The organism is Prauserella isguenensis (assembly GCF_014191605.1).
Lineage (GTDB): Bacteria > Actinomycetota > Actinomycetes > Mycobacteriales > Pseudonocardiaceae > Prauserella > Prauserella isguenensis.
On record NZ_JACHWU010000001.1, the window covers coordinates 283,508 to 304,695 of the forward strand.

Consider the following 21,188-nt stretch of genomic DNA (forward strand, 5'->3'; position numbering starts at 1 on the left):
GCGGAGCGTGTCGCTTTGGGTGGCGGTGGGAGACGGGCGGGCGTAGGGGGCCGCGCGGCAGCGCGTCCTGTTGGGCGGTGGTGGGAGACGGGCGGGCCTAGGGGGCCACGCGGAGCGTGTCGCTTTGGGTGGCGGTGGGAGACGGGCGGGCGTAGGGGGCCGCGCGGAGCGGGTCGGTCAGGGCAGTGACTGCCACGTGGCGAGGAGCGTCTTCGTCAGGGTGGCGGAGTCGCCGGGCAGGCAGTGGATTCCGCCGTCGGGGTCGGCGAAGGTGACGACGCGGCCGCGGTCGCGGATGTCGATGACGGTGAACGGTTTGCTGTTGCGGTACCCGCCGTCGGAGGTGCGGCCTCCCGCGTACACCTGGTGCACGCCCAGCCGTGGGGCTTTCATCGTGTTCTCGAGTTGTTTCGCCGGGCTCTGTTTCGCGGCGAACATGTCGTGGTTCTCGTCGCGCTGTTCGAATTCCCGCTTCGTCGTGTGGAGCGGAGGAATGGACGCTGGCGGGTATTCGGGCAGTTCCGAGATGAATCCGTCCACGAGGTCGTCCTCGCCCGTGGTCACGAGTGTCACGAGGTCACCGTCGACCTGCACGCCGACGGTCACACCGCCGCCGGAGGCCGCGGCGAACTGCAGTTTCCCGCGGACGGTTTCGCTGTAGCAGTACAGGTCGCGGTCCGGGGAATTCAGCACCCGAAGCGCGACGCGGAATTCACGCGTGGGCGTTTCGCCCGCGGCGAGTCCCAGTTCGGCCAGGACGCGAAAGCATTCCCGGTTCGTCTCGCCCGTGAGGTCCATCGGAACGTATTTCGTGCGCGCGCCGAGGACCGGGTGGGTCTCGCCGAGACCTTCGAGTTCCCACACGTGCAGCAGGGTTTCCCGGCGCAGGACGACGGGACGGTGCAGTACGGCCATGGCGGTCACTCGCCGATGGTCGGCGGGGTGACGACGTGGCCGGTGACCGGGTCGCGAAGCACTTCGCCGTCCTCGGTGAGGGAGAACGCCTCGTCGCTGTCGGCGAGGTACTTGCGCTGGTGCTCTTCGTCCTCGCCGCCCTGGCCGCCGCGGCCCGCGCCGCCCATCGCACCCATCGGCATTCCGCCGCCGCGGCCGCCCGCGGCCGCGGCACCCGCACCTCCGGCCGCCGTAGCACCGGAGCCGGTCGGGCCGAAACCGCCGGGAGCCGAGCCGGTCATCCTGCCCGCGCCCGGCGCGCCCCCTCCGGAACCGGGCGCGCCACCACCGGCCGCACCACTCGAGTAGCCGCCGGCGCCGCCACCCGCACCTGCCGAGTAGCCGCCCGCACGTCCCATGCCGGGCGGGGAGAACCGGCCACCTCCGGCACCGCCGCCGGACGAACCGCCGGGGCCTGCGCCGGGCGTTCCGGTCGGTCCGAAGCCCGTGTTCCCGAAGCCTGTGGTGCCGGGGGTGTTGCCGTTCGGGCCGAACCCGTTGCCGCCCGGCATTCCGCCCGGGCCGTTCGGCCCCGGGTAGTTCGCCGCGGGCGGTGTCACCGTGCTCGGCGGGGTGTATCCGGACGTGCCGGTGTGGTCGTTCGTCGGCGCAGGCGAGGTCGGGACGTTCGACGGATTCGGCGGCTGGTATCCACCACCGGGCGGGACCGACGTACCGCCCCGGTCCGAACCGCCGACCGAGCCGTCGTATGTGCCGGAACGGCTCGTGTCCCCGCCACCGTCCGAGCCGGGGATGTCGATGACGCCCGAGCCCGAGTCCTCGACCGAACCCGAGCGGTCACGCTCCATGGCACCGAAGTCGCCGCCGAGGTCCTTGATCTGCCCGAAGTCGGCCTGCATGTCGTAGGCGGACCGGTGGACGTTGCCCTCGTATCCGGAGTACATCGAACGGGCGGCGTCGACGTCCGCCTTGTACTTGTTGGCCGCGTCCTCGGCGTCGGTGTCCCACGGCGTGATGGTGTCCCAGGCGCCCGTCTCGGGCGGCTTCGCGGGCACGTCGGGCAGCCGGTGCTTGATGTCCTCGAACTGCCCGGAGTTCGTCGTGAAGTGGTCGGAGTTGCGCTGGTAGACGTCGGACGCGTCCTGCGTCACCGTGATGCTGGAGCGGATGGCCTGCGACGCCGCGTCGGCACCCTCGCCGGACCACGAGCTCTCCAGCGCCTGCAGCATTTCCTGACCGGCGTTGGCGGCCTGCTCGTTACCGGAGGCGACGCCGGCCATGTCCTGGGACGTCGTCTGCCACTTCGCGGAGTCCCCCTCGCGAACGCGGCGCACCAGTTCGTGCAGGTCCATCGACCCCGAGAACGGGTTGATCTGCTCGATCAGGATCTTCGACTTCTGCTCGGCCAGTTCGTCCTGGGGTCCGAACAACTTCCCCATCACGCTCCCCCTTCACCTGCCACTGCGCAGGCCGGCTCCGACCGTCAGGCCTTCGCCTTCAAATTGCCGATGACACGTTCCATAACCGTCCGTGAAGCCTCGCACGGATCGTCGCCTTCTTCAGCGCCCTTCGTACCGACGGCCAGCGACATGACCACCGCGTACTCATCCGCAAGCCCGACCACCGTCGAACAAACGCGGTCGTCGTCCTTCTCCCAATACTGGACCGCCGGGAACCCTCCGACCGGATCGATCTCTTCGAAGGACCTCTGCGGCTTGGTGCTGGCATAAGTAGCGCTCAAACCCTGGCCAGTCTGCACGTCGTAGTTCAGACCGAACGACGCCAGCGTCTCCTGGTTCGACCAGTAGCACCCCGGGCCGAGCTTCGGCTCGTCATCATCCCTGCTCGTGACCGCATCCCCCAGCAACTCCTTAGCTTGGGCGTCCGTCAGGGCTTGGCTACACGGATCACCGTCGAGGACGGATTTGGGCAGCGGATTGGTGACGGCGGGCGCTCCGCTGTGCGGCAGCTCATGCCCGCCGTCCGCGGCGCTGCTCGGTGCGGCGGACACGCTCGACGGCGCCGGGGCCGTCGGCTCGGGCTGTGCCTGACCGTCGGACTCGCTCGAGCAGGCCGTTGCCACCACCGCGAACGCGGCCAGCGCCGCGGTCCTGACCAGGTAACTCAATCGATCAGCCCTCCGCCGGACTTCTTCGCGTCCTTGCCCGCCTGCTCGTCCGTCTCGTTGTACACATCGAGCGCCTTCTGCAGCTTCTCAGCGATGTCGCGATAACGACGCCACTGGGCAGCCACACTTTCGGCACCCAACCCGAACATGGCATGTGCGACCTTTTGGAAAGCATCACTACCGGGGTCGTGGGCCGGTGGTCCGCTTTGAAGCAAACGTTCAGCCTTGATGCGCTGCTGCTGCATCTGATCCGCGATCCACTTGGCCTTGCGGACCATGCCCTCGGCGGTCTCGGGGTCCATCATGAAGCCCCCGGCGATCGGCCCGGAGGTCACCGCGCCTTTCGCCCAGCCGTCCGCGGTCGCCGTGCCCTTGGCGCCCTGGACCGCGAAGACGGCCTGGTCCCAGAAGCCGCCGCTCGCCTTCGCCTGACCGCTGGCCTCGACGCCTGCGAATGCCTCCGCGCCGACCCCACCGGCACTGCCCTCGTCAGCCATGACTGACCTTCTCCCGTTGCTCACCTCAGGTCTCGCAGCAGCCCAGCGTATCGGAACGCTGACCGTCCGGGGTGGGAATATCGGATATCGCGACCTGAACCACACGGGCCGTGTACCCACCCCGCTCCCGCATCTTCGACGGCCGCTCCGAACTCCCGCGTTCCGCGGCGAAGCAGGCACCACACGATCGGCCCACCCCTCGGGCCCGCAGTCAGGCGGAGGTGAGCACCCGCAGCATCCCGTCGACGGAGCGGGGCCAGGTGAACTCCTCGGCCCGCGCCCGCGCGAGACTGCGGCGCACCGGCTCGGGACTGCCGAGCAGGCCGGTCACCGCGCCCGCGAACGCGCCCGCACGGTCCGCCACGGCGGCGCCGCAGCCCGGTTCGACGATCTCGCGCAGCGCCGAGGACTCGGACACGACCACGGGAGTGCCCGACGCCAACGCCTCGAGTGCCGCCAGCCCGAACGTCTCGTGCGGCCCCGGGGCGAGCGACACGTCGGCGCTCGCCAGCAGCCGGGCGACATCGCCGCGCTGCGGGAGGTGGCCGAGGAACCGCACCGGCAAACCCCGCGCGCGACGTTCGAGGGCTCGCCGCCGCGGCCCGTCGCCCGCGATCACCAGCCGCACGTCCGTGCCGGATTCGGTCAGCTCGGCGATCGTGTCCACGCTGCGTTCCACGTGTTTCTCCGGCGACAGGCGTCCGCAGTGGACGATCAGCGCGTCGGCATCGCCCGCGAGCTCCCGCCGCCAGTCGCCGTCGCGGCGGTCCGGGGTGAACGTGTTCAGGTCGACGCCCAGGGGGACACGCCGCACGTTCGGCGCGCCGATGCGGTCGAACTCACCCCGCGCGAACGCCGTCGTGCAGACGACCGTGTCGTAGCTGCGCGCCATCCGGCGGTTCGCCGCGTCGGCGGCCCGTTCGGCGAGCGGCCGCGGCAGCAGGAACTGCTGGAGCAGCCGGTCCAGGCGTTCATGCGAGATCACCACACTGGGCACGTCGTGCTCGCGCGCCCACGTGCCCATCCCGCGCAGCGTCAGCCGGTCCGACACCTCGAGCAGATCGGGTTCGAGCTCCCGCAGCAACGTGCGCACCCGTAGCGGATCGACGGCCCGGTACCCGCCGGTGCCGGGGATCCGGGGTGCGGGCAGCGTCAGTCTGCGCACCCCGGTCGGCAGTGTCGTGTCGTCGTGGCCCGAGCCGGGCACGACGAGCGTCACCCGGTGTCCACTCTCTACATACCCCGCGCCGAGGTGATGCAGGGCCGTGCGCAGACCGCCGGAACGCGGCCCGTAGAAGTTGGCGAGCTGCACGATGTGCGCCCGGGTGCGGAGCGCGGGGTCTCGAACGCTGCCACCGGCCATCGCGACGTGCGTCCTTCCCGAGACCGTCACGCGGCTCGCAGGATCTGCCCGCGGACGGCGTCGTAGTGGCCGGTCAGCTTGCGGCACACGGCGGGCCAGGTGCGGCCGAGCACCGCGGTGCGGCCCGCCCCGCCGAGGCCGTCGCGCAGGTCGGAGTCCCGCAGCGTGTCGACCACGCCGGGCAGCACGCGGGTGAACTCGCCGTGGTCGGGTGGGAGCAGGTAGCCCGTTCGACCGTGGTCGACGAGGTCGCGCGGCCCGCCCGCCGCCGGTGCGATCACGGGCAGCCCCGAGGCCATCGCCTCCTGCACCGTCTGGCAGAACGTCTCGTGCGGTCCGGTGTGGACGAACACGTCGAGGCTGGCGTAGATGCGGGCGAGCTCGTCGCCGTACCGCACTCCGAGGAACACCGCGTCGGGCAACGCCTCGCGCAGCGACTCGTGCTCGGGCCCGTCGCCGATGATCACCACCCGAACCCCGGGCACGTCCGCGAGCGCGGTGAGCCTGCCGACCTCCTTCTCCGGAGCGAGCCTGCCGACGAAGCCGACGAGTAGTTCGCCGCCGGGAGCCAGTTCGGCGCGCAGGTCCGGGTCGGCATGGGCCGGGTCGAACCGTTCGACGTCCACGCCCCTGCCCCAGCGGTGCACCCGCGGGACGCCGTGCAGCCGCAACTGATGCGCCGAATCCGACGACGGCGCGAGCGTGCGGTCGGCACGCGAGTGCAGCCTGCGCACCCACCGCCACGCGGCCCTGGCGCCGAGGCCGAGCCCATATGCCTCGGCGAACCCGGGGATGTCGGTCTGGTACACCGCCACGGTCGGCACACCGAGTCGGCGCGCGGCGGCCAGCCCCCGCGCGCCGACCACGAACGGCGACGCCAGGTGGACCACGTCCGGGCCGAACGCCGCCAGCGCCGTCAGCACCGTGCGGGTGGGAACGCCCACCGGCAGCGTGTTCACCACCGGCAGCTCCACCGCGGGCACCCGCACCACGGGTGCGCCGCAGTACTCCTCGGGCCCGGCGCCCGGAGCGACCACCAGCACGTCGTCACCGCGGGCCGTCAGGTACTCCACGACCCGCAGCACGGAGTTGGTCACGCCGTTCACCTGCGGCAGGAAGCTCTCGGTGACGATGGCAACGCGCACGGGCCCAGCATCGCCCGCCTCGACGGCCGTCCCACTACTCCCGCGTAACGCGCCGTGGAACGGTCACCGAACACTGTCGCCGGCGCCGTACTCGCCGGGTGCCTCTCCGCCGGTGCCACTCTTCGCCGGGTGCCTCTCCGCCGGTGCCACTCTTCGCCGGTGCCACCGTCGCCGAGGGGGCGCCCCGTCACGATGATTCGGGGCGTTGACCACAGCCACGCGTCGGCGTGCCGTTGAGGGGGCGGTGGTCGGGCCGGCGGGAGCCCACGGTGCCCTTCGGGGCGCAGCCACGTCCGTCCCCCGGTCGAGTCGTCGTCGGATCGCGAGCGAGGTGTCATCTGCACTTCGCATGCAGGACACTCGCGGCCGCCACATTGGAGCGGCATGACCCTCTCGTCCCGAACGCTGCGCCCGGTCGACCCCGGCCTGCTCTCTCAGGCCCTGGAGGTGGCAGGCAGGCTCGCCACCGACGCCACCGACGTGATCACCGCGACGGCGGGCCGCGGGGCTCGGCCGACCACGAAGGAATCGCCGTTCGACTGGGTGACCGACACCGACCGCACCCTGGAACGGCACACCCGCCGGGTGCTGGCCACCGAGTTTCCCGACATCCCGGTGGTCGGTGAGGAGTACGGCGACGACGCGGGCGCGAACGGGGCCGACTACCGCTGGGTGGTCGACCCGGTGGACGGCACCGCCAACTACGTCGCGGGTATCCCGTGGTGTTCGTACAGTCTCGCGCTGGTCGACGGGGACGGACCGGTCGTCGGCGTGGTGGCGGACCCGTATCGGGGGCAGATTTACACGGCGGGCCGAGGTCGCGGTGCGCGCGCCAACGGGACGCTCGTGCGGGTGCCCGCACGCACGAGGACGGCGGGGTCGATCGTGTGCACCGAGCTCAGCGGGGGCAGCGCGTGGCCGGGGTTGTCGCGATTCCTGGAGAGCGCGGCGGCGGCCCACACGGGTACGCGCGTGCTCGGCTCGTCGGCACTGGCGGTCACGCAGGTCGCGCTCGGCCACGCCGTCGCCGCGGTGCTGCACGGGTACCGCGAATGGGACGTCGCGGGGGCGCTGGGCGTCGCGGGGGAAGCGGGGGCCGTCGTGCTCGACCGGAGTGGCGGCGCGGCGACCCTGCCGCTCGACGGACTGCTCGTGGCGGCCCCCGATGTGGCCGACGAGGTCCTCGCCTGGTGGTCGGGCTGCCGGGAGTGACCCGGCCGTGGACGGCGCAGGCGGGAAGGACGGCGCCCGCGGCCGGGAGGGCCACGCGGCCGGGGGTCAGGCGGCCGGGGGTCAGGCGGCTGCGGGTCAGGCGGCGGCGGGTTTGCGGCGGCGGCGTGGTGCGATGCGGCCGCCCGCCTGGCGCCGGAGGAACCACAGCAGCGGGCCCGCGCCCAGCCAGGTGAACAGTGCCGTCGTCCCCGTCGGCAGCAGCGTCAGCACCCACGTACGGCCCGCGACCTTCACCAGGTCCGGTTCGGTGGTGTCGTACTCGACGCGCACGAGCTGCCCCTCGCTCAGCCCCTGCGGGTACAGCACGCCGAGGTCGGGATTGTGCGACTCACCGTCCGGGGTGTCGAAGCGGATGAGGGTGCGGTCCCACGTGACCTGTTCGACCTGCGCGACCGCGGCGCCGCGGTTCTCGGCGATGTCGCGGTCGTTGACCCACGCGCCCGCGGAGAGCGCGGCGCACTCGAGGGTGATCAGCAGCGCGAGCCCGAACACGACCCACGCGCCGATGCGCCACGCGCGCTGCCTGCGCGGATCGGAAGCGGTCACGGCACGTGATCCTAGTGCGCCCTCCCGACGTCCACGGCCCCCGCACCGGGGAGACGGCCACCGCCGGGTCGCGTCCCTACCGCTCCACCTTCCACGTCGGAGGGCGACCGCCGCCGGGTCGACGTCCCCGGCGGCCTGCCACCCGCGGGCTCAGCCGGTGACGGCCGCCGTCACCGCGTCCCGCAACGCGGCGTGCAGCTCGCGGTGCCTGCTCCGGTCGGCCCGCACCTCGATGACCCGCAGTCCCGGCTCGGGCGCCAGTGCGGCGCGGAACTCGTCGAGATCGGCCGCCCGCCGATAGGGCACGCCGTAACCCGCGCACAGGGCGGCGAGGTCGGCGCCGTGCGGGGTGCCGAAGATCCGCTCGAACCCGCCGCTGTGCTCCGGCGCGCCCTGTTCGAGCAGCGAGAAGATGCCGCCGCCGTCGTCGTTGACGACGATGATCGCCAGGTCGGGACGGTCCTCGGCGGGTCCGATCAACAGGCCGTTGATGTCGTGCAGGAACGTCAGGTCGCCGAGCAGCGCGTACGACGGGCCGCGGTGGACGCACGCGGCGCCGACGGCGGTCGACACGGTGCCGTCGATGCCCGCCACGCCGCGGTTGCGGTGCACCAGCACGTCCGGCCGCCTGCCACCGACGAGTGCGACGTCGCGCGCCGGGTTCGACGAGCCGACCACGAGCAGCGATTCCTTCGGCAGGCCGCGGACCAGTTCCTCGGCGACCCGCAGGCCACTGGGCCACGGCTCGCGGCCGAGCGTGTCGTGGACCGCCTCGACCGCCGCGGCGTCGGCGCGCTGCCAGCGCGCGAGCCACTCCGGGTCGGACGGTTTCGTCGGCGCGTCGAACCACTGCCCCACCTGCCGCACGTTGTGGGCGGGCGCGGGCCAGTCCGCGTCGGGTCGCACCAGCAGCACCTCGACGCCCGGATCCGACAGCAGCCGTTGCACTTGGCGGAACACGGTGGGCCTGCCGATGCACAGCACCTGCTCCGGTTTGTGCTCGGCGAGGAACTCCTCGATGCCCAGCAGCCACGGGCCGCCGGGGATGGCGGTGTCACCGCCGAGGCCGAGGCCGCCGGTCTCCGACAGCACGGGCCAGCCGTGCTCGGCTGCCCATTCGCTCGCGGCGTGCACTCCGGCGTCGCAGGCGATGACCAGGCCCTGCCGCGCGGACGGCACGACGGACGACGGCAGCGCGCCGTACTCGGGCAGTTCCGTCCAGCGGGCCCCGCGGGGTCTGCCGTCGAGGGCCTCGTACCAGCCGGCGACGCCGTCGCCCGCGTCGGGCACGAGCGGTTCGCGGAACGGCACGTTGAGGTGCACCGGGCCGCAGCGCCACTCGCCGTAGGCCGCGTTCCAGGCGCGGCAGATCTGACTGCGCCAGTAGGCGTTCTGCCCCGCGCGGCGTTCGGCGACGGCGAGCTCGTCGAAGTATCGGATCGCTCGGCCGTAGAGGTGCTGCTGGTCGATGACCTGGTTGGCGCCCGCCGCGCGCAGTTCCGGAGGACGGTCGGCGGTGAGCACGATCAGCGGCACCCCGGCGCGGTCGGCCTCGAGCACCGCGGGGTGGAAGTTGGCCGCCGCCGTGCCGGACGTGCATACCAGTGCCACGGGACGTCCGGTCCGGGCGGCGATCCCCAGTGCGAGGAATCCGGCGCCGCGTTCGTCGATACGAACGTGCAGGGTCAGCTTGCCCGCCGACTCGGCGTCGGACAACGCCAGCGACAGCGGCGCGTTGCGCGACCCGGGACACAGCACGACGTGCGACACGGTGTTGCGCACCAGCTCGTCGACGATGACCCTCGCCTGTGCGGTGGAAGGGTTCACGTGCGAGCCCCCTCGGCTGTTCGGGTGGAACCGCCTATTGTCCCAGGCGTGCATGACACCCAGGTATCCGAACTGTTCGACCCGGCCTCGTGGACACCCGTCGAGGGCTTCGACTTCACCGACATCACCTACCACCGTTCCACCGAGAGCCGCTCGGGCAAGCACGTCGTCCGCGTGGCGTTCGACCGGCCGGAGGTACGGAACGCGTTCCGCCCGCACACCGTCGACGAGCTGTACCGCGCGCTGGAGGACGCCCGGACCAGCTCCGACGTCGGTTGCGTGCTCATCACGGGCAACGGGCCGTCGCCGTCCGACGGCGGCTGGGCGTTCTGCTCCGGTGGTGACCAGCGTATTCGGGGTCGGTCCGGGTATCAGTACGCGAGCGGGGAGACGTCCGACACGGTCGACCCGGCACGCGCGGGGCGGCTGCACATCCTCGAGGTGCAGCGGCTGATCCGGTTCATGCCGAAGGTCGTCATCGCGGTGGTTCCGGGCTGGGCCGCGGGCGGCGGGCACTCGCTGCACGTGGTGTGCGACCTCACACTCGCCTCGGCCGAGCACGGCCGGTTCAAGCAGACCGACGCCGACGTCGGCTCGTTCGACGGCGGCTTCGGTTCGGCCTACCTGGCGCGGCAGGTCGGGCAGAAGAAGGCGCGGGAGATCTTCTTCCTCGGCGAGGCCTACAGCGCCGAGGACGCCGAGACGATGGGTGCGATCAACAAGGCCGTGCCGCACGCCGAGCTGGAGTCGACCGCCCTGCAGTGGGGCCTGAAGACGCTCGGCAAGTCGCCCACGGCCCAGCGCATGCTCAAGTACTCGTTCAACCTGATCGACGACGGCCTCGTCGGCCAGCAGCTGTTCGCGGGCGAGACCACGCGGCTGGCGTACATGCAGGACGAGGCGGTCGAGGGCAGGGACGCCTTCCTCGAGAAGCGCGACCCCGACTGGACCGACCACCCGTACTACTACTGACGCGGCGCACCGACACCTCGGCGACGGCGGGTGATCACGAACCGCGACGGCGGGGCCTACGCTGGTGCGGTGCAGGTCGTGTTCACGGACGGTTCGCCCGCGTCGGTCGCCGAGCTCGACGAGGCGTTGCAGGACGCACTCGACGGCGGCGAGCCGCTGCTGCCGCTGGATCCGCGCCATCCGCAGGTCGAGAGCCTGCGCGAGGCGATGGCTCCCGGCGAACCCATCGAACCGGACACGGCGGTGATCATCCCGACGTCCGGGTCGACCGGCGAGGCCAAGGGCGTGCTGCTGTCCGCGTCGGCGCTGTTGGCGTCGGCCCGCGCCACGCACGCCCGGCTCGGCGGCCCCGGTCGCTGGCTGCTCGCCACGCCCGCCAACTACGTCGGCGGGCTGCAGGTGCTCACCCGCGCGCGCCTCGCGGGGGTCGACCCGGTGACGCTCGACATCGCCGACGGTTTCGACCCGGACGCGTTCACGGCCGCGACCCGGCAGCTGCGCGACGCACCCGGGCCGTACGCCGACGGGCCGTACTACACCGCGCTCGTGCCCACCCAGCTCGCCCGGCTGCTCGCCGCGGGGCCCGAGGCGGTGGAGGCGGCCGCGGCCTACGACGCGATCGTTCTCGGCGGCGCCCGGCTCGACGACGAGCTCTCCCGGCGCGCTGCGGACGCGGGCGTACGCGCCGTGTCGTCGTACGGCATGAGCGAGACCGCGAGCGGCTGCGTGTACGACGGGATTCCCCTCGAAGGCGTGTCGGTCCGGCTCGGCGACCGCGACCGCATCGAGCTCGCGGGCCCGATGCTGAGCCACGGCTACCGGCTGCGCCCCGACCTCACCTCCGGCGCGTTCACCGCCGACGGGTGGCTGCGCACCAGCGACGTCGGAGCGCTGTACGACGACGGCACCCTCGCCGTGCTCGGCCGGCTCGACGACATGCTCAACACCGGCGGGGTGAAGGTGCCTGCCGCAGGTGTCGAGGCCGCGCTGACGGCACACCCGCAGGTCCGTGCAGCCTGTGTCGTGGCCCTGCCCGACGCCGAGTGGGGAGAGCGGATCGCCGCCGTGATCGTCCCGGAACCGGCCGCGACCGACGCCGACGACCCGGCCGGTTCCGGTGCCGAAGGGCAGCGGTCCGAGGCCCTGGAGGAGGAACTGCGCGCGCTCGTCCGGGACCGTCTCGGCCGCGCCGCCGTACCGAAGCTGGTGCGGCAGCTGCCGGAGCTGCCACTGATCGGCCCGGGCAAGGTCGACCGCGCCGCGGTCCGCGCCGTCTTCGACGACTGAGCCGCCTCCCCGCCTGCTGACAGGGGCGCACACCGGGCGCGAAAGAATGCGGGCATGGCGACAGTCGCACAGTGGATCGAAGGCGCACGTCCGCGCACGCTGCCGAACGCCGTCGCACCCGTCCTCGCGGGTGCGGGCGTGGCCGCCCAGCTGGGGGCGTTCTCGTGGTGGCGGACGCTGCTGGCGCTGTTGGTAGCGCTGGCGCTGATCATCGGCGTGAACTTCGCCAACGACTATTCCGACGGCATCCGCGGCACCGACGCCGACCGCGTCGGCCCGCTGCGACTGGTCGGTTCCGGGGCGGCGCCGCCGATCCAGGTGCTGACGGCCGCCGTGAGCTGCCTGGCCACGGCCGCGGTGTTCGGACTGGCGCTCGTCGTCGCCACCGGCCACTGGCGGCTTCTGCTGCTGGGCGGCATGTGCCTGGCCGCGGCGTGGTTCTACACCGGTGGCCGCTCCCCGTACGGCTACAAGGGCTTCGGCGAGGTCACCGTGTTCGTGTTCTTCGGGCTCGCCGCGGTACTGGGCACGGTGTACGTGCAGGCCGGCACGCTGAACTGGACGGCGCTCGGCTGCGCGATCGCGGTCGGCGCGTTGTCGTCGGCGGTGCTCGTGGCCAACAACCTGCGCGACATTCCCACCGACACCGAGTCCGGCAAGCGCACCCTGGCGGTGCTGCTCGGCGACACCCGCTCCCGCTGGCTGTACGTCGCACTGGCCGCGGTGTCGGTGCTGGTGACGGTGGCCGTCGGGCTGGCGCACCCGCTCGCGTTCATCGCCCTGGCGGCCACGTTGTTGCTGATGAAACCGGTGCGCGTGGTCGTGGGCGGGCGCACCGGCCTGGACCTCGTGCCGGTACTGCGCGACACGGGACTGGCGATGCTCGCGTGGGCCGTCCTCGCCGGCGTCTCGCTCGCCTTCTCCTGAGCGGAACCCGACGCGAGGCCGGGTTACGCGGGATCGGGCACGCCACGGGAACAGCTCACGTACTGGCCGATGCCCCCAAGGCACCCAAGGCGCGTGGCCGGTCGTCTACGAGAACCGGCCGGTGTCCAGGAAGCGGTGCAGGGCCTTCAGGTGCGGTTCGAGGTCGAAACCCTGCTCGGCGATCCAGGCGTCGTCGTAGTAGGTGTTGGCATAGCGTTCGCCGCCGTCGCAGAGCAACGTCACCACGCTGCCCTGCTCCCCCGCGGCCAGCATGCGCGCGATGACCGCGAACGCGCCGTGCAGGTTCGTACCGGTGGAGCCGCCCGCCCAGTGCCCCGTGCGCTCCCGCAGGAACCGGATGGCCGCCATGGACGCCGCGTCCGGCACCGGGATCATGTCGTCGATGATCTCCGGCACGAACGACGGTTCCACCCGCGGCCGTCCGATGCCTTCGATGCGCGAGGGCATGCCGGTGGAGTAGTCACGGGTGCCGGTCTCCCAGGCGCCGTAGAAGGCCGAGTTCTCCGGGTCGACGACGGCGATGCGGGTGTCGTACCGGCGGTAGCGCGCGTAGCGGCCGAACGTGGCGCTCGTGCCGCCGGTGCCCGCGCCGACCACGATCCACGAGGGCACCGGGTGCCGTTCCAGTTCCAGCTGCGCGAACACCGATTCGGCGATGTTGTTGTTGCCCCGCCAGTCCGTGGCCCGCTCGGCGTAGGTGAACTGGTCCAGGTAATGCCCGCCGCACTCGGAGGCGAGCCGCTCGGCCTCGGTGTACATCGCGACCGGCACGTCCACGAAGTGACAGCGCCCGCCGTAGAACTCGATGAGGTCGATCTTCTCCTGGCTGGTCTTGCGCGGGACGACCGTCACGAAGTCGAGGCCCAGCATCCGCGCGAAGTACGCCTCGGACACGGCCGTCGAGCCGCTGGAGGCCTCGATCAACGTCGTGTCCGGGCCGATCTGCCCGTTGACGAGGCCGTACAGCACGAGCGACCGGGCGAGGCGGTGCTTGAGCGAGCCGGTCGGATGGACCGATTCGTCCTTGAGATACAGGTCGATGCCCCACTCGGGCGGCAGTGGGAAGACGTGGAGGTGTGTGTCCGCGGAGCGGTTGGCGTCTGCCTCGATGATGCGGATCGCCTCCCGCACCCACTCGCGAGGTGCCGGCGCCGCCGTCACTCGCGGGCCTTCCCGGGGCCGCTGTCGTCGTCGGCGCCGTCCCCGGAGTCGGTGTCGTCGGCGCCGTCCCCGGAGCCGGTGTCGTCGGCGCTGTCGTCGGCATCCGCGTCCGCCTTCGCGGCGGCTCCGGTGGATTCGGGGTCGAGGCGGTCGCCGCGCAGTTCCGCACGCAGCCGCGCACGCTCACGGGCGCGGTGCTTGTTCCGCTCGGCCAGTGCGGCGGTCACACGGGTGTTCAGACCACGCAGCAACAGCATGCCGAGCGGCAGACCGACGACCAGGCCGACGAGCAGGGCCACCAACAGCGGCACGCCGACCAGCGTCAGCACCGCGGCGATCACCGCGACGAGCGCGAACCGCGCGAGCAGGTACAGCGTCAGGTCCCGCCCCAGGTGTGGCGGGGCCGAGGAGGCCGAAGATGCTGGTGCGTTCACGTTTTACGAGGTTACGCCGTCGTCGTCGGAGTCGAGTAAACGGTTGTTGGGCCTGCCCTCGAGCCGGGTGGACAGCACGACGGTGGTGCGCGTGCGCGCGACGCCGTCGATCCGGCGGAGCCTGCCGAGGGCGTGCTCCAGCTCGTCGACGGTCTCCACGCGCACCTTGACGACGAACGCCTCGTCACCGGCCACGGCGTAGCAGCTCTCGACCTCGGGGAGCTCGACGATCTCGTCGGCGATCTCGTTGTTGGACCCCGTGTCGGTGGGCTGGATGCCGACGAGCGCGGTCACGCCGAGTCCCACGGAGCGCGGGTCGACCGTCGCGTGGTAGCCGGTGATGACGCCTGCGGCCTCGAGCTTGCCGACGCGTTCGTGCACCGACGACGGCGACAGTCCCACGGTCCTGCCGATGTCGGCGTACGTCGCCCTGCCGTTCTCCCTGAGGGCGGCGATGATCTGGCGGTCGAGACGGTCCACGCCGCCAAGTTAACGGCCGCCCCACACGACGCGCCCGCCCGGGTTGGCCGCCGGAACACCACGACCTGGGCAAATGTCCGAACCGGCCCGTTTGTCCATTACCTCCTCTTTACTCGGCAAACACCGTTCGAGTACCCGACGGGCGGAGTGCAACGATTACGGAACAGTCCTGCATCTGGACAGACATCGACGGTGGTTCAAAGGAGGCGGATTCGTGACCGCAACCACAGGAGGACGGCTGCTCACCCCCGGTGAGGTCGCCGCATTGTTCCGAGTGGATCCGAAGACGGTGACGCGCTGGGCCACGGCGGGTCGGATCGGTTCCATCCGCACCCCGGGTGGACACCGCCGGTTCCGGGAAGCCGAGGTCAACGAGCTGCTCGCAGAGCTGACCACCGACCCGGGCGGGCCACAGCACTCCTGACGTCCGCCTCGCGGGAGCGCGGGGCGCACCCGCCGGGAACGCGACGGTGTGTCCGGATCGCCCGTTGCGGCTCGGCGGTTCGCACCGACGGGTTAGGCTGGTACCAGTCAGCCCATGGGAAGGAGCGGGCATGCTGTATTTGCTCGCGGTGGTCGGCGCCATCACGATCTCCGTCGTGGTGTGGCGATTGCTGAGCCAGGAGCGCGTCGGCGCAGGCGCGCGGCCGAATCGCGCCAGCCCGGTCGCGCCGGACGACGACCCGGAGTTCCTGCGCAAGCTCGGTGAACAGAAGCCGAAACGCCCCGACCCCCAGCGGCCCGACCCTCAGCGCCCCGACCCCCAGCGGCCCGACGAGGACGACACCAAGTAGCTGACGCGACATCGGCCGCGGCCCGTCCGTCCGGATGGGCCGCGGCCGATGTCGCGTTTCGCGTGATCCCCGCCGCGGGCTCGCCGTCTGTTCGCGTGCCCGGCCTCTAGTGGGCCATGCGGTCCATGGCGAAACCGTCCGCGACGGTGGCCGCCAGTTCCAGCAGCGCGGTGCGGGTGTCCTTGTCCAGTCGCTCCAGGTCGATCTCCGCGCCCTCTTCGAGGTGCGGGTCGAACGGCACCTTCACGACGCCGCGCGTGCGGGCCGAGAAGTGCGCCGTGAGCTTGTCGAGGTCGACCGACCCGGACTTCGGGCGCACCGAGTTGATCACCGTGATCGAGCGCTGCACCAGTTCGCCGTAGCCGTGCGCGTCGAGCCAGTCGAGCGTGGCCGAGGCACTCCGCGCCCCGTCCACCGAACCGGACGAGACGATCACCAGCGAGTCGGCGAGGTCGAGCACGCCCTTCATGGCCGAGTGCATCAGACCGGTGCCGCAGTCGGTGAGCACGATGTTGTAGAAGTGCTCGAGCAGGTCGACGGCCCTGCGGTAGTCGTTCTCCGAGAACGCCTCCGAGACGGCCGGGTCCTGCTCGCTGGCGAGGATCTCGAGTCTGCTGCCGCCCTGTGACGTGTACGCCCGCACATCGCTGTAGCGCGTGATGCGGTCGGCGTCCCGCAACAGGTGACGCACCGTCGCCGTCGTCTCGATCGGGATCTTCTGCGCCAACGTGCCGCGGTCGGGGTTGGCGTCCACGGCGATGACGCGATCACCGCGCAGCGACGCGAACGTCGACCCGAGCGTCGTCGTGGTCGTCGTCTTCCCGACGCCGCCCTTGAGGCTGAGGATGCCGATCTTGTAGCACCCGCGCAGCGGCTGCTGAACCCGCGCGGTCAGGTCCCGTTCCGCACGGTCGGCGGGACCTTCGCCGGGATTGATGAGTTTGCCCGTGCCGACGTAAAGGGCCTTGCGCCAGCCCGACCGTGGCGGCCGTTTGGTCTGCTTCACGAGGCTGTTGCCCGCCAGGTCGGTCGAGCCCTGTGCGGAGCGCTGGGGCTGCGGCAACGGGGGCAGGCCCTGCTCGCCCGGCTGCTGTCCCTGCGGCATCGCCTGCTGCGGGTGCTGAGCCTGCGGAGGCGGCTGCTGGGGATGCTGCGGTTGCCCCTGCGGCGGCATGCCCTGCGGCTGTTGCGGCTGTTGCGACTGCTGCGGCGCCCCGAACTGGCCGGGCTGCCCCTCGAAGTACCGCTGGGCGTACGACTCGCGTGGCGCCTCCGGCGGCTGCGCGTACTGCGGAGGCTCGTACTGCGGCTGTTCGGGGTTGGGCTGGCCGGGGTGGGGCTGGCCGGGGTGGGCCTGGTCGTGGTGCGGCTGCCCCCGAGCCGGCTGCTGGGGCGGCTGCCCCTGGCCCGCGTCGTGCTGGGCGAACTGGGAGTACTGCGCGTACTGCTGGTACGCCGCCGCCTGCGCCTGTTGACCGTCTCCGGTCGTCTGGTCCGGCGTCAGCGGTGGCAGGTTCGGGTCGTACGGCTGCTGGGCCGGATAGTGCACTGCGGGCCGGGTCTCCTCGCCCGACGGCACGGAGCCGGGTTGCTGCGGCTGCGGCGGGCTGACGCGCTGCGTCACCTCGGGGCTGTCGGGCGCACTCAACGGGTCCGCGGGCGCCGGATCCATCGGAGCCGCGGTGGAATCCGTGACGTCACGCGCCGCGTCCGCGGCGTCATGCAGGTGGTGCGCCCCATGAGGCTTCTGCGGTTCCTGCCCGTTCGGGTCGTTCGCTGCGGTCACCGCTTCAATCCTTCGCATGGTCGTCGTACCAGGTGCGACGCTACCCGGCACCCGACGGTTCCGTCAGCCAACTCCCGCGTACGAGTGGAGGCCGGTGGTGACGAGGTTGACGAAGAACAGGTTGAACACCGTCACTGCGAAACCGATCACATTGATGACCGCGGCACGGTTCCCGCGCCACCCCGCCGTGGCACGGGAATGCAGGTAGGCCGCGTAGACGATCCACGCGATGAACGCGACCGTCTCCTTCGGATCCCAGCCCCAGAACCGGCCCCACGCGGCTTCGGCCCAGACCGCTCCGCACAGCACGCCGAAGGTGAAGACCGGGAACGCGAAGACCGTCGTCCGGTACGCGACGCGGTCGAGCACGTCCTTCGCGGGGAGCTTCGCCGCGAACTTCGCGAACTTCTCCGGGTGACTCTCGTTACGCGCCTTGATCAGGTAGAAGATGCTCGCGACACCGGGCACGAGGAACACGCCGGACGAGGCCGCGGCGGCCGCGACGTGGATGATCAGCCAGTACGACTGGAGCGCGGGCTGCAGCGGCGCGGCGACGGCGTAGAGCCAGGTACCGCCGATGAACATCAGGATCACGTTCGGCAGCAGCACGAACATCGACAGGTGCCGCACCGGGTGCTTGCGCAGCAGCACCAACCAGGCCGTGACGGCGACGAAGCACGTGATCATCACGTACTCGTACATGTTTCCCCAGGGCACGCGGCTCGTCGCGAGCCCGCGCAGCACGAGCGCCGAGGCGTGCAGCAGCAGCCCCAGCAGCGTGAGCGCGATACCCATGCGGCCGAACCGCTCCGCCCGCGTCGGCGCCCCGCCCGTGTCGCCGTTCTCGGTGCCCGTGTTGCGGGTTCCGGGGCCCGTGTTGTCGATTCCGGAGGCCGTGGTGCGGGTTCCGGAGGCGGCGCCGACGAGTTCACGGTTGCGGGTGCGCTCGGCGGCCTGCCTGCCTCGGCGGCCGAAGGACTGCTCGACGAGGAAGAACACCATCGCCAGGATGTAGATGACGACGGATGTGGTGTACGACCAGTCGCTGTACTGCGACAACGTCTCGTTGACCGGCATCTCCAGGCCCTTCTACTTCCGGCCGAGGAGGTCGGCGGCGATGCGCGTGAACTCCTCGCCGTACCCGGCTTGATCGGTGCGGGCGAGCCCGCCCACTTCTACTACGGTACGTCGTTCTTCGGGCGTGGCGTCACCCGCGGTGCCGTCACCCGCGGTCACGTCACCGACGGCCTCATCACCGACAGCAGCCTCGTCACCGGGGACAGCACCCTCGTCGGCAGCGGCAGCGCCCTCGTCATGGGCGGCGGCACCGCCGGCCGCCGGCGCATCGACCGGCGTGGCGCGCACCCACAGCCTGCGCCGCTTGATGAACAGCGACGCCCCGAGACCGGTGAACATCACGATCGCCGACACGAGCACCCAGTTCTGCAGCGGATCGTGCGAGACCTGCAGCGCGACGAACCGCTCCACGCCGTCGAACGTCACCTGCGTGCCGTCGTCCAGGGTGAGGGACTGGCCGACCTCGAGGTTCTCGCGCGCGACCCGTTCGAGCCTGCCCGCGTCGACCATCGACTGGTCGATCTCGAAGATCGACTGTCCACGCCCCGAGCTGAACCCCAGGTCGCCGCGCATGATGTCGACCGCGACCTGCGGGTCGTTCAGCTGCGGCCCCGCCGACGACAGGATGTTGCCGTGCATCGACGGTGTCGGCGCGAACAGGCCCGTCACCGCGAGTTGCCGTTCCCGCCGCTTCGCCGGGTCCGTGATGCCCGGTTCCTCGAACTTGGTCGCGCCCTCGGACAGGTAGGTCTGCTGGTCGACCGGCCGCCACTGGATGGTCTGGGTACGGCTCTGCCCGTCGGGGAAGGTCACCCTGAACGTCGGCGCGTAACCGTGGTTGAGCAGGTACAACCGGTCGCCCGCGGTGCGCAGCGGCTCGTTGACCTCGAGGTGGTGCTGCCGCCACGTGCCGGTCTGCAGGTCCTCACCGGACTGGTAGTCGATGTCGGCCTCGTAGGCCACGGGCTGGCCGCCTCGGTACTCCGCGTCGAAGTTGTTCACGCGCACGCAGAACGGGTTCAGCTGCGTGCCGTCGACCTGCAGGCCCGGTTCGAACGCGTCGTAGTTGTAGATACCGGAGTTGCAGAACTCCGAACCGTCGGCCAGCACCACGACCTGGCCCTCGTAGGAGTACAGCGCACCGGCCGCGAACGAGATGATCACGCCGAGCATGCCGAAGTGGAACAGCAGGTTTCCGGTCTCGCGCAGGTAGCCGCGTTCGGCACTGATGCTGCGTGCGCCGCCCGCCTCCTCGCGTTCGGCGACGCGCCATCCGCGCAGGCGCTTGCGCGCGGTGGCCATGACGGTGTCGACGTCGTCGGTGGTCTCGACCCGCTCGTGGTGCGGCAACCGGCGCAGGTTGCGCGGCGTCAGCACCGGCTTGGACCGCATGCTGCGGAGGTAGTCCGAGGTCCGCGGCACGAGACAGCCGATGATCGACACCATCAGCAGGAGGTAGATCGCCGAGAACCAGACGCTGGAGTAGACGTCGAACATCTGGAGGCTGTCGAGCAGGCTGCCCCACCAGCCGTGTTCGTCCAGGTAGCCGTTGACGTTGCGTTCGTTGACCGACCGTTGCGGCAGCAGCGCGCCCGGCAGCGCGGCGACGGCGAGCAGGAACAGCAGGATCAGCGCGGTGCGCATCGACGTCAGTCCGCGCCACGTGTTGCGGACGAACGCCCACGCCCTGCGCAACGGTGTCGTGCGGTATGAGGGAGCGGCCTTGTCGGCGGCCTCGTCGGTCTGCTCGGACGGCGCTGGGGTCACAGGGGCAACCTCGTGTCGGTGATGAAGGCGTCCCGCAGCCACGACGTGAGCTCCGTCCACAGGCCCGTGACGAGCATGATGCCGACGACGAGCAGCAGGCCGCCGCCGAACAGCTGCACCCGCCTGCCGTTGCGGCGCAGCCACGCCGTCGCCGACACGGCCCATTTCGTGCCGGCGGCGATGAGCAGGAACGGCAGGCCCAGCCCGACGCAGTAGACGAGCACGAGCAGGAACCCGCGCGCGCCGGTGCTGCCGCTGGCCGCGGAGATGGCGAGGACACCGGACAGCGTCGGCCCGATGCACGGCGTCCAGCCGAGGCCGAACACGGCGCCCAGAACGGGCGCGCCCCACAGCCCCGCACGCGGGACGTGGTGCGACCGCACCTCCCGTTGCAGCCCCGGTACGAGGCCGAGGAACACGAGCGCCATGAAGATCGTGATCACGCCACCGATGCGCTGCAGCGTCTCGGCGTTCACGAGCAGGGCGTCGGCGAGCCAGACGAGACTGCCGACACCGGCCGTGAACACCACGGTGAAGCCGAGCACGAACAGTGCGGTCGCGCCGACGACGGAACGTTTGCCGCGCTTCGGCTTCTCGTCGGCCTCGGCGGCGTCGACCGCCGGGGCGTCGGAGCCGACCAGCGCGGCGAGGTAGGCGAGGTAGCCCGGGACGAGCGGCACCACGCACGGCGAGGCGAACGAGATCGTGCCGGCCAGCAGGGCCACGGCTGCGGCCAGCAGCAGCGGCCCGGACATCGCCAACTCGGTCGCATTCACGACACCCAGACTAGGGAATGGGGTCGGTGTTAAATCGCCGCCCCCTGCCTCC

21 protein-coding genes are annotated in these 21,188 nt (G+C 71.4%); 6 read left to right on the top strand and 15 right to left on the bottom strand.

Annotated features, from left to right (window positions below; translation table 11 throughout):
- Positions 1-177: 177 nt before the first annotated feature.
- From FHS23_RS01295 to FHS23_RS01320, 6 genes are all read right to left on the bottom strand, one after another.
- On the bottom strand, positions 178-915 hold the full coding sequence (locus FHS23_RS01295; protein WP_183650564.1) for an ESX secretion-associated protein EspG: 738 nt from the start codon (positions 913-915) through the stop codon (positions 178-180).
- Between the two features lie 5 nt (positions 916-920).
- Positions 921-2,354 (bottom strand): hypothetical protein, encoded by a 1,434-nt coding sequence (locus FHS23_RS01300; protein ID WP_183646419.1) that lies wholly within the window; start codon positions 2,352-2,354, stop codon positions 921-923.
- A 44-nt stretch (positions 2,355-2,398) separates the two neighbouring features.
- Positions 2,399-3,043 (bottom strand): DUF3558 domain-containing protein, encoded by a 645-nt coding sequence (locus FHS23_RS01305; protein ID WP_183646422.1) that lies wholly within the window; start codon positions 3,041-3,043, stop codon positions 2,399-2,401.
- Entirely contained in the window at positions 3,040-3,540 is a 501-nt protein-coding gene (locus FHS23_RS01310; protein ID WP_183646426.1) for a hypothetical protein, read from the bottom strand. Before FHS23_RS01310 ends, FHS23_RS01305 begins: the two co-directional genes overlap by 4 nt.
- 211 nt (positions 3,541-3,751) lie before the next feature.
- Positions 3,752-4,903, bottom strand: coding sequence for a glycosyltransferase family 4 protein (locus tag FHS23_RS01315; protein ID WP_183646430.1), 1,152 nt, complete (start codon positions 4,901-4,903; stop codon positions 3,752-3,754).
- A gap of 26 nt (positions 4,904-4,929) precedes the next feature.
- Entirely contained in the window at positions 4,930-6,048 is a 1,119-nt protein-coding gene (locus FHS23_RS01320; protein ID WP_183646432.1) for a glycosyltransferase, read from the bottom strand.
- A gap of 384 nt (positions 6,049-6,432) precedes the next feature.
- Between FHS23_RS01320 and FHS23_RS01325 the strand changes: the two genes are divergently transcribed.
- On the top strand, positions 6,433-7,260 hold the full coding sequence (locus FHS23_RS01325) for an inositol monophosphatase family protein (RefSeq protein WP_183646435.1): 828 nt from the start codon (positions 6,433-6,435) through the stop codon (positions 7,258-7,260).
- A gap of 96 nt (positions 7,261-7,356) precedes the next feature.
- Here the strand turns inward: FHS23_RS01325 and FHS23_RS01330 are convergent, their stop codons facing one another.
- On the bottom strand, positions 7,357-7,827 hold the full coding sequence (locus tag FHS23_RS01330) for a DUF3592 domain-containing protein (protein WP_183646438.1): 471 nt from the start codon (positions 7,825-7,827) through the stop codon (positions 7,357-7,359).
- A gap of 150 nt (positions 7,828-7,977) precedes the next feature.
- The gene (gene menD, locus FHS23_RS01335; protein WP_183646441.1) at positions 7,978-9,654 is read right to left on the bottom strand and encodes a 2-succinyl-5-enolpyruvyl-6-hydroxy-3-cyclohexene-1-carboxylic-acid synthase; all 1,677 of its coding nucleotides are present in this window, start codon (positions 9,652-9,654) and stop codon (positions 7,978-7,980) included.
- A gap of 48 nt (positions 9,655-9,702) precedes the next feature.
- Here menD and FHS23_RS01340 point away from each other — a divergent pair, with 48 nt between their 5' ends.
- The 3 genes from FHS23_RS01340 (at position 9,703) to FHS23_RS01350 (ending at position 12,840) form a co-directional block, all read left to right on the top strand.
- Positions 9,703-10,626: a 1,4-dihydroxy-2-naphthoyl-CoA synthase gene (locus FHS23_RS01340; protein WP_183646444.1), complete on the top strand. Its 924-nt coding sequence runs from the start codon at positions 9,703-9,705 to the stop codon at positions 10,624-10,626.
- Positions 10,627-10,695: 69 nt separating this feature from the next.
- Positions 10,696-11,913 (top strand): o-succinylbenzoate--CoA ligase, encoded by a 1,218-nt coding sequence (menE, locus tag FHS23_RS01345; protein ID WP_183646447.1) that lies wholly within the window; start codon positions 10,696-10,698, stop codon positions 11,911-11,913.
- A 54-nt stretch (positions 11,914-11,967) separates the two neighbouring features.
- Positions 11,968-12,840, top strand: a complete 873-nt coding sequence (locus FHS23_RS01350; protein ID WP_183646450.1) for a 1,4-dihydroxy-2-naphthoate polyprenyltransferase — start codon at positions 11,968-11,970, stop codon at positions 12,838-12,840.
- A gap of 105 nt (positions 12,841-12,945) precedes the next feature.
- Here FHS23_RS01350 and cds1 read toward each other — a convergent pair whose 3' ends face one another.
- From cds1 to FHS23_RS01365, 3 genes are read right to left on the bottom strand one after another with little or no spacing between them, the layout of a single operon-like run.
- The gene (cds1, locus tag FHS23_RS01355; RefSeq protein WP_343053560.1) at positions 12,946-14,022 is read right to left on the bottom strand and encodes an L-cysteine desulfhydrase Cds1; all 1,077 of its coding nucleotides are present in this window, start codon (positions 14,020-14,022) and stop codon (positions 12,946-12,948) included.
- A complete protein-coding gene (locus FHS23_RS01360) occupies positions 14,019-14,456 on the bottom strand; it encodes a DUF4229 domain-containing protein (protein WP_183646453.1) in 438 nt (145 codons plus the stop codon). Before FHS23_RS01360 ends, cds1 begins: the two co-directional genes overlap by 4 nt.
- 3 nt (positions 14,457-14,459) lie before the next feature.
- A complete protein-coding gene (locus tag FHS23_RS01365) occupies positions 14,460-14,936 on the bottom strand; it encodes an Lrp/AsnC ligand binding domain-containing protein (RefSeq protein ID WP_183646456.1) in 477 nt (158 codons plus the stop codon).
- A gap of 214 nt (positions 14,937-15,150) precedes the next feature.
- Here FHS23_RS01365 and FHS23_RS01370 point away from each other — a divergent pair, with 214 nt between their 5' ends.
- Positions 15,151-15,360 carry a BldC family transcriptional regulator gene (locus tag FHS23_RS01370; protein ID WP_183646459.1) on the top strand — a complete coding sequence of 70 codons (210 nt, stop codon included), beginning with the start codon at positions 15,151-15,153 and terminating at the stop codon, positions 15,358-15,360.
- 130 nt (positions 15,361-15,490) lie between these two features.
- Positions 15,491-15,730, top strand: a complete 240-nt coding sequence (locus FHS23_RS01375) for a hypothetical protein (RefSeq protein ID WP_183646462.1) — start codon at positions 15,491-15,493, stop codon at positions 15,728-15,730.
- A gap of 106 nt (positions 15,731-15,836) precedes the next feature.
- Here the strand turns inward: FHS23_RS01375 and FHS23_RS01380 are convergent, their stop codons facing one another.
- From FHS23_RS01380 to FHS23_RS01395, 4 genes are all read right to left on the bottom strand, one after another.
- On the bottom strand, positions 15,837-17,309 hold the full coding sequence (locus tag FHS23_RS01380; RefSeq protein WP_425501099.1) for a MinD/ParA family ATP-binding protein: 1,473 nt from the start codon (positions 17,307-17,309) through the stop codon (positions 15,837-15,839).
- A gap of 270 nt (positions 17,310-17,579) precedes the next feature.
- Entirely contained in the window at positions 17,580-18,593 is a 1,014-nt protein-coding gene (ccsB, locus tag FHS23_RS01385; RefSeq protein WP_183646465.1) for a c-type cytochrome biogenesis protein CcsB, read from the bottom strand.
- Positions 18,594-18,605: 12 nt separating this feature from the next.
- Positions 18,606-20,360 (bottom strand): cytochrome c biogenesis protein ResB, encoded by a 1,755-nt coding sequence (gene resB, locus FHS23_RS01390; protein ID WP_343053562.1) that lies wholly within the window; start codon positions 20,358-20,360, stop codon positions 18,606-18,608.
- On the bottom strand, positions 20,357-21,115 hold the full coding sequence (locus FHS23_RS01395; protein ID WP_183650573.1) for a cytochrome c biogenesis CcdA family protein: 759 nt from the start codon (positions 21,113-21,115) through the stop codon (positions 20,357-20,359). The genes resB and FHS23_RS01395 overlap by 4 nt, the downstream gene beginning before the upstream one ends.
- Positions 21,116-21,188 lie beyond the last annotated feature (73 nt).

What these genes read in the sequence shown, in the direction of transcription:
- FHS23_RS01295 (WP_183650564.1), bottom strand. Translation starts at nt 915, where the DNA reads ATGGCCGTACTGCACCGTCCCGTCGTCCTGCGCCGGGAAACCCTGCTG.
- FHS23_RS01300 (WP_183646419.1), bottom strand. Translation starts at nt 2,354, where the DNA reads ATGGGGAAGTTGTTCGGACCCCAGGACGAACTGGCCGAGCAGAAGTCG.
- FHS23_RS01310 (WP_183646426.1), bottom strand. Translation starts at nt 3,540, where the DNA reads ATGGCTGACGAGGGCAGTGCCGGTGGGGTCGGCGCGGAGGCATTCGCA.
- FHS23_RS01315 (WP_183646430.1), bottom strand. Translation starts at nt 4,903, where the DNA reads ATGGCCGGTGGCAGCGTTCGAGACCCCGCGCTCCGCACCCGGGCGCAC.
- FHS23_RS01325 (WP_183646435.1), top strand. Translation starts at nt 6,433, where the DNA reads ATGACCCTCTCGTCCCGAACGCTGCGCCCGGTCGACCCCGGCCTGCTC.
- FHS23_RS01350 (WP_183646450.1), top strand. Translation starts at nt 11,968, where the DNA reads ATGGCGACAGTCGCACAGTGGATCGAAGGCGCACGTCCGCGCACGCTG.
- FHS23_RS01375 (WP_183646462.1), top strand. Translation starts at nt 15,491, where the DNA reads ATGCTGTATTTGCTCGCGGTGGTCGGCGCCATCACGATCTCCGTCGTG.
- ccsB (WP_183646465.1), bottom strand. Translation starts at nt 18,593, where the DNA reads ATGCCGGTCAACGAGACGTTGTCGCAGTACAGCGACTGGTCGTACACC.
- FHS23_RS01395 (WP_183650573.1), bottom strand. Translation starts at nt 21,115, where the DNA reads ATGTCCGGGCCGCTGCTGCTGGCCGCAGCCGTGGCCCTGCTGGCCGGC.